Source organism: Dactylosporangium sp. NPDC050688 (assembly GCF_040654515.1).
Classification (GTDB): domain Bacteria; phylum Actinomycetota; class Actinomycetes; order Mycobacteriales; family Micromonosporaceae; genus Dactylosporangium.
The window spans coordinates 42,196-48,983 of sequence record NZ_JBFAIC010000077.1 but is presented as its reverse complement, the minus strand read 5'-3'; the positions used below and the strand labels follow the sequence as shown (position 1 = coordinate 48,983).

The window sequence follows — 6,788 nt, the reverse complement described above, 5'->3', positions numbered from 1 at the left end:
ACAACCAAGGACACCACCAAGTAGAACTACACCCGAGGCCCACCACCTGGGGAATTACCTGAGCGCAGCCCCGGGGAATTTCGTGAGCGACGACACCTGGTGGTCAGGCGTGCTCATCAGCTGGGCCATCCAGGGCGTGTCAGCGCGCAGTCGCTTCCACGCGCACAGCGCTCCCAGCTCGAGCTTGCCGAGGCTTCCAGTCTGCGCTACGCGTGCGGCTATCTGATCAGCCACTTCGTCGTAAGTGTTGCTGACCTCGGCCGCGTACTCATTCGCAGCTGCCAGCAGCTTCCGCACCCGTTCCGCTGGTTCCATCCCGCCTCCATGGCATACCCGTAGATGCGCTGCTGCGCGCCCGGTGTGGTCTATCAGACGGCGTCAACGCCCAGCCGCCATGCTGTTGGCTGCGGGTGAAGCCCGACGGCCAACGGATTGTCTGGGCGCGACCTCGCCACCTGCGTCGTCTGGACGGCCTGGAGTGACTGAGCCCCGTCGTCCCGGCCGGCAACGAAACGTGATCGACAGGCCGGGCCTGGGGTTGACAGAATCCGGGGATCGGATCTGATGACTACGACTTGGGATACACCTTCCCGGGGCAACGGTCCTGCTGGTAGCTGATGCCGCCCATCTCCATCGGCATGTAATCACCGCCGGCGAGCGGGATGCCGACATACCAGATCCAGCACTTGTCGACCAGCCCTTCCTGCTCGTTCCACGTCGTCACAGCGAAGTCCGCCTGCGAACCGAACACGTAGCAGAACGCGGCCTTGTACGTGCGCCGGAAATGCTCGACACAGCCCTTGCCAACGTCGAGCAGTTGCGTCGGCGTGCCGCTCGCGACGACCACAGCGTTGGCCTGACCGCCCTTCGCCTTCTTCGTCACCAACATCTTGCGCACCATGTCCGGCCCGAACCGTGGACCGGCTGGCGCGGCGGATGACGACGCCGGGGCCGGGGTGGGCGCAGCCACGGTGACTTCGGCGGACGGGCGAACCGACGAACCCGCTGCTGGGCGATCCGAACCTGCTGCCGTGCTGTCCCCGGCAGAACCGCCGCAGGCAGCAAGGACCAGCACAGCGGCCGTCGACAACAGCCAGGAACACTGGGGGAATGGCGTCATCCGGGAAGCGCTCACAAGAGCATCATCGTGGAATGCCTGAGCGGCACTGGAGGCTCTGAATGGGCATAATGATCGTCATCTTGCCGACAGTGCCCTGCTCGATCGAATTGTCGATCTTGTGGTCAGGTCCTGGCCCGTTCATCGGCGAACCGATGCGGTAAGCACCGCCTCAACCGTCTTGGCACCGACGGCTTCGGCAAGGCTCGCTATCGACAGTCAGGCTGTCGGACTACCGCGAGTGAATGCCATCACCGATGATGGTCCGGTGGCGAGCATCGAAACGGTGTGGACTCGAATCCGGGACTGTGCCGGACAAGAGTTCCGGACGGTCAATGATCTTCCGTTCACCTATGAAGTTCCGGGCAACTACCTGCGGGTCGACCGGACGAACAGGAACCTCTCACGAACCAACTTCGCCAAGGCGATGGAGTTCATGCCTGCTGACGGACCTGGTCAGCTCACCGGCCGGCAGGGCGCTTCCTACACATGGGCGATTCTGATGGACCCGCGGATCAGGCAGGGAGACTGGTGATGCAGCTCGGGCATCTGAACACCCACCAGGTCCATCAGGTCGCGCGGTTCTACGCGGCGGCGGCAGCCGCCTCGCAGGGGCGCCAGGTGGAAGTTGTGGGCGCCCGCACACGCCTGTTGGTGGACGGCCGGACGGTGCAAGTTCTGTCATGGCGTCAGGCCGGTTCCCCCTGGCAGGCGAACGTCAACGCGCCGACCGTCGACGGCGCACATGCCGTCATCTTCGTCGACCTGACCGGCGACGCGCCGGACTACTTCGTCGCGCCCGCGTCCTGGGTCGAGCACGACGTCCGGACGCATCACGCAGCATGGCTCGCTAGCGTCGGCGGCACCCGACCCCGCAATCCGACAAGCGACCACACGGCCATCCCCGTCGAACGCATCCAGCGGTGGCAACGACGCTGGGACGTGCTGGCGAACGAGCAGTCCGACTGACCGGCAACACACTCGTCACGTCGAATCGTCCCCAGCCCTGCCGGGTGTCAGGCAGCGACCCGCATCAGCGCCGTCGGCCTCCTGGATTGCCGCGCGACGGCATACGCGCCGGCGCCTCCATCCGACCGACGTTCCGGCCTCGGGCGGAACATCAGGCAGGTGCCGCCTCCAGGCTGCGACACGGCGTCGGGCAACGCTGTGTTCGATGCCCCGGGCGGCCCGGCGTTGCGTGCCGGGTCCGGTGCGGTCAGCGCGGCAGGACTGGGACGGGCGTGCCAGGATGCGGCTGGCGGCGCTATACCGCCACCACTTCCCCTTCCAGCAGTGTTACCCGGCCAGAATCCGCGCCGTACTGCTGCTCGGCGAACGAAACGCCCGGACCTCTGCAATAGTTCCGGCCGTCCGCGCGGGGGAGCGGCGGGCCGATCGGCATCCTCCGCGCAGCAGTGCGCGCGCTGGGCGTGCGCATCACCGCTCCGGTTTCGCAGCCGTTCGCCGGGTGGCGGTCAAGCCCACAGCGTCGTCGACCCGTCCGGTCCAGGGCGCGAGACGACCGGCGGACCGGCCGGCGGAGACGGCCTATCGTGGGCGATGTCATGCATTTGGTCGTACGGAATACCTTTTGGGCGACAGGATTCGTGACACGATCGGGTTAAGCCCGTATGGTGCTCTGACCTCGTCCGATCGTTTGGTGAATCGGTGATCAACATCGATTCACCCGTAGTTGGCACATCGGGTGAGCAGGCAAAACAGTTACTTTGGGCGTACCGGTCGGTGACAAGGGGTAGTACTGGTGAAGGTTGAGTCCCTACGATGAGGGATGAGCAACCAGGCACGCGCCCATCCTGGGAGGCTTCGATGACAACGTCAACGCACCTTCACCGTCCGACCGTCACCGAGATGAGCCTGACCGAATGGAACGAGGCTGTGCAGCGCGCGCTGAAGCGCCTGCACCTCACGTACGAACAGCTCAGCGAGATGGCAATGCGCAGGAACTTCTCCTCGCTGGAGGCCAAGAAGCTCTGGCTGGCCATCGGTGAGCAAGGCGAAGGACGCCCTGTTTCCGCAGACTGAGCGGTTCGCCGAACGACTGCAGACGCTGCTCAACCGGACCGTCTGCGACTTCGCCAAGGTCGACGGCCGGATCCTGCCCATCGGTTCCCAGTCGATCGTGGGCACCAATCTCGAGGACTTCACGTCCCGGCCCGTGCAACTGCGCTCCCTGGCCGACACGCCGCTGTGGCTCGACGTATCCGCCTACCTCATGCTCGACAAGGACGAGGGGCAGTTCCTGACGGTGCGGTCGTCGGTGTGCGCGCTGCTGGTGGGCGACCCGCCCGAGGACGTCCTGCACTACGACTATCAGCGGGAGAAGGAACGCTACACCGAGGCGCACGTCCAGGTGCACGCCCGGCACACGGCGCTGGAACAGCTGCTCGGCGAGCTCGGCCGCAAGGAGGTCGACGCCCTCGCGAAGATCCACCTTCCCGTCGGCGGCCGCAGGTTCCGACCCGCCCTGGAGGACCTGCTGGAGTGCCTGATCGACGAGGGCGTCGTCGAGCCGCACGACGGCTGGTACGAAGAGCTGCAGAAGAGCCGCCTGGAGTACCGCTTCAAACAGGTCGCGGCCGCCGTGCGCAAGAACCAGGGCACCGCGATCCGGGAGCTGGAACGCCTCGGATACACGGTGGCCGCCCCGACAGAGGGCCGGCGAAAGGCGATCATCCGCCGGCTGCTCGGACCGTCCGGCTCGCCGGCCAACGACGACAGCCGGCCGAAGGGCCGTCCGCGGCGCTGACCGCGGCAGGCCGCCGCGCCGTGCCCCATCCGCCCGCCGCCGCCCCGTGGCACCGTGCGTCGCGACGCGGCCCGGGACCGGGTGTCCGGCGCCGGGGCGTCGTCGGCCAGCGGTGCAGGCGCGTTCCCCGGAATTACTCTTATGGTGTACCGCCGAATGGCGTCACCACTACGGCGGACGCGTCCCGGGCTCCACGGCCACAACGCCGCAGTCTCGTCGCGAGACGCCGCCGAGGAACGGCGAGCAGTGGCAGGAGCGTCTTCTTCGGCCAGTCCGCCTATCGCGAGGTCCGGGTCGAGCGGCGGTGCGTCAATTGAACCCTGTCGTCTATCGGAACCCTCCGTTCTGCACCAGGCAGCCCCGGAACGCGCCGCAAGTCCTTCGCACGTTCTACTGGAAATCCGACCGCCCGGGGCCAAGCTCGTCGCGCAGCAGGCTTTCGACCCGAGCCAGCATCTCCTCGTCGGCTGCGGCGAGAAGACGAACCACCCTGCCGAACGCGGCGTCGTCCGCGGGTGCGGACCGTCGCAGTTGCGCGTCGCCGGCATGCCGGACGGCGTCTGCGCGCGGCTCGCCGGAGCCGTTGGCCTCGGCGGCGCCGCGGCCGCGATGCTCCTCCTCCGGCGCGGCCAGCAGGAGTTCGCCACCCATGTGCTTGGCTCGGGACGCCGAGTCGGTCGCCCGGCTCCTGCGGATCCAGATCGGCCTGGCCCCGCTGCACGAGCAGGCGCGCGCCGCCGGACTCGACCCGGACCTGGTCGCGCAGGCTATCGCGACATGCGAGACGGGATCGTCACTATCGCCGAGGTCGTGGCTCGCCTGCGCGCGCTCGGCTGGGGGCGACACGCCGGACGCCAGCCCGGTGTATGTGCATGTGTCCACCAGACCGGCTGATCGGCGTGCTCGCGCTTCTCACCCGGGTACGCCGTCGGGATCGCTTCGTAGAGTTCGGCAGTGGTGTTCAGCTCGGCGGGTTCAGGGCCTCTGTCCAGTTGCCGGAGGTGGGTTCCGTGCCTGCGGCGACGACGGCATTGAGCAGCTCGACGGGCATCGCCGAGCGCGTCGCCAACGTATCCGGGTGGATACCGTCGGAGGCGAGCAGGCGCACCGCCTGCCCCATGATGGAGGGGGCTTCGCGGGGGCCGAGGTCGCCAGGTTCTGGATATCCCCAGTCGGCGAGCAGGGTCATGCCGCGGCGGTAGGTGTGGTCGCGGTAGACGCCCATCGTGTGGCCCCGGTAGATGAGTGCCTTCAGTGACATGCCCCAGCGGCGTTTGAGCTCGTGGAGGCGGTCGAAGTCGAGCCGGCCGGGCAGTTCGTCGCGCAGCCGGCTGGTCGGGGCGAGGAACTGTGATGCGAACGTGGTGGCCTGCCGCTCGAGGATCTGGCTGCCCGGTTCGGCGTCGTGGTGCAGCAGCAGGTGGCCGAGTTCGTGGGCGGCGTCCATCCGGGACCGGGCCTTGTCGTTCTTGCTGGGGCTGGAGAAGATGAACGGTCGCTGCCCGTACCAGTGGGAAAAGGCGTCCACCCGGTCGGAGGCGTCGGGCAGGGTGAGTACGATGATGCCGTACGACTCGAGCAGCCGCGTGACGTGCGGAATCGGTTCGTCACCGAGTCCGAAAGCGGCACGGGCCTCGATCGCGGCACCCTCGACGTCCGCTGTCGTCGCCGGTTCCGGCAGGTCGAGCTGCGGCAGCCGCAGCTCCGGCAGGTGCAGGTACCGCTGCAGCACGTCGATGACCCGCCATGCGATCTCACCGAAAGCGAGCGCCTGGTCGCGTTCGGCCTGCGTGGTGACCCGCAGGCTCCGGAAGTGGGCATGGCCCGGCGTGGCAGGCGTCGGGAACCCGGCGGCGAAAAACTCGACGGGCAGCGCGAGTACGAGGGCGAGCCGGCCCAGAACCCCGGCGGACGGCCGGGCCTGACCGAGTTCGTACTGGCTGATGGCGGCGGCCGTGACACCGGTGTGCACCGCGAGCTGCTTCTTGGACATGCGCCGCCACCGCCGGGCCAGCGTGAGGGCGTTCGGCTGGAACGCCGCCACCGCCAACGAGGGCGTGGCAGCCCGGCTCGATGCTCGGCTCATCCGGACATCGGCGCGCCCACGGTCCGGGCAACCCGGCGCAGCTGCAACTCAACGCCCGGGATCGGCAGCTCATCATGGCGCGGCTGCGTACCTTCTGACGCCCGTTCATCCAGCCCGGAAGTGACACGGGCGGGTGTGCCGAACCACAGGGCTACCTCGAACCACGGCGACCCGCCGCTGCGGTTGTCGCGGGGCAGGCCGACGTAGGCGACCGCCTCGCCGGTGTCGATGTCACCGGCGTGCGCGACCCGGATGTGCCGCTTGCGGGGGACCAGGCTGGCGAACGCGTGCGGGAACTGCTCGTCGTCGTCGAGGGCCAGCTGTCCGTTGGCGCTGTTCTCCACCGCCCCACCGAGACGTGCCTCGCTGCCCTCCCACCGGATCGATTCCACATTGGCGTCGGTGCCGCCCTGCAGCGAGTAGAGCCGCAGGATGTAGCCGGCGGCCAGGATTTCCAGCGAGTTGTCCTCGATGCGGGCGTCCATGCCAGGCCGGCCAGCAAATTCCGAGGCACCGAGGTTGGTCAGATTCCGCCAGACGGTGGTGCCGAAGCTCATCGCGTCGTCGCCGAGGGCGGGCTCATGACGTTCTGCCGCCCGCCGGTACACCTGCCGGATGAGGTCGGCCAGTGGGGTGAGCACGCCACGCTGGTCCAGCGTGGCGATCGCGTCAGTCAGCAGATCCACGCCCGAAAACCTAGCAGTACCGCCTGTTGATGTTGCGGAAATCAAGTGTCGGCGCGCCGCCGTGATCCGGTGTGCCGCCTCGTGACGGTGGTGCGACCGTCAGCGCCGAACCCGGAGTCGATGCCGGGCCCG

Annotated in this window: 9 protein-coding genes; 4 read left to right on the top strand and 5 right to left on the bottom strand. The window is 67.9% G+C overall.

All coding sequences use genetic code 11. The annotated features are described in order from the left end of the window. Window positions 1-54 precede the first annotated feature (54 nt). Together AB0H83_RS44165 and AB0H83_RS44160 are read right to left on the bottom strand one after the other, a co-directional pair. On the bottom strand, window positions 55-315 hold the full coding sequence (locus tag AB0H83_RS44165) for a hypothetical protein (RefSeq protein ID WP_360107260.1): 261 nt from the start codon (window positions 313-315) through the stop codon (window positions 55-57). Window positions 316-568: 253 nt separating this feature from the next. After that, window positions 569-1,135 carry a hypothetical protein gene (locus AB0H83_RS44160; protein WP_360107257.1) on the bottom strand — a complete coding sequence of 189 codons (567 nt, stop codon included), beginning with the start codon at window positions 1,133-1,135 and terminating at the stop codon, window positions 569-571. A 250-nt stretch (window positions 1,136-1,385) separates the two neighbouring features. On the opposite strand from AB0H83_RS44160, the gene AB0H83_RS44155 reads away from it, so the two are divergent. The 4 genes from AB0H83_RS44155 (at window position 1,386) to AB0H83_RS44140 (ending at window position 3,884) form a co-directional block, all read left to right on the top strand. Further along, window positions 1,386-1,652: a hypothetical protein gene (locus tag AB0H83_RS44155; RefSeq protein WP_360107254.1), complete on the top strand. Its 267-nt coding sequence runs from the start codon at window positions 1,386-1,388 to the stop codon at window positions 1,650-1,652. Then, a complete protein-coding gene (locus AB0H83_RS44150; protein WP_360107251.1) occupies window positions 1,649-2,086 on the top strand; it encodes a hypothetical protein in 438 nt (145 codons plus the stop codon). The genes AB0H83_RS44155 and AB0H83_RS44150 overlap by 4 nt, the downstream gene beginning before the upstream one ends. Window positions 2,087-2,986: 900 nt before the next feature. Next, complete coding sequence (locus AB0H83_RS44145) at window positions 2,987-3,160, top strand: hypothetical protein (RefSeq protein ID WP_360107248.1); 174 nt, start codon at window positions 2,987-2,989, stop codon at window positions 3,158-3,160. Further along, a complete protein-coding gene (locus AB0H83_RS44140; protein ID WP_360107245.1) occupies window positions 3,123-3,884 on the top strand; it encodes a hypothetical protein in 762 nt (253 codons plus the stop codon). Before AB0H83_RS44145 ends, AB0H83_RS44140 begins: the two co-directional genes overlap by 38 nt. A 390-nt stretch (window positions 3,885-4,274) precedes the next feature. Here AB0H83_RS44140 and AB0H83_RS44135 read toward each other — a convergent pair whose 3' ends face one another. The 3 genes from AB0H83_RS44135 to AB0H83_RS44125 form a co-directional block, all read right to left on the bottom strand. Next, window positions 4,275-4,535, bottom strand: a complete 261-nt coding sequence (locus AB0H83_RS44135; protein WP_360107243.1) for a hypothetical protein — start codon at window positions 4,533-4,535, stop codon at window positions 4,275-4,277. Between the two features lie 310 nt (window positions 4,536-4,845). Then, window positions 4,846-5,970 carry an XRE family transcriptional regulator gene (locus AB0H83_RS44130; protein ID WP_360107240.1) on the bottom strand — a complete coding sequence of 375 codons (1,125 nt, stop codon included), beginning with the start codon at window positions 5,968-5,970 and terminating at the stop codon, window positions 4,846-4,848. Continuing rightward, a complete protein-coding gene (locus AB0H83_RS44125) occupies window positions 5,967-6,656 on the bottom strand; it encodes a hypothetical protein (protein ID WP_360107238.1) in 690 nt (229 codons plus the stop codon). The genes AB0H83_RS44130 and AB0H83_RS44125 overlap by 4 nt, the downstream gene beginning before the upstream one ends. Window positions 6,657-6,788 lie beyond the last annotated feature (132 nt).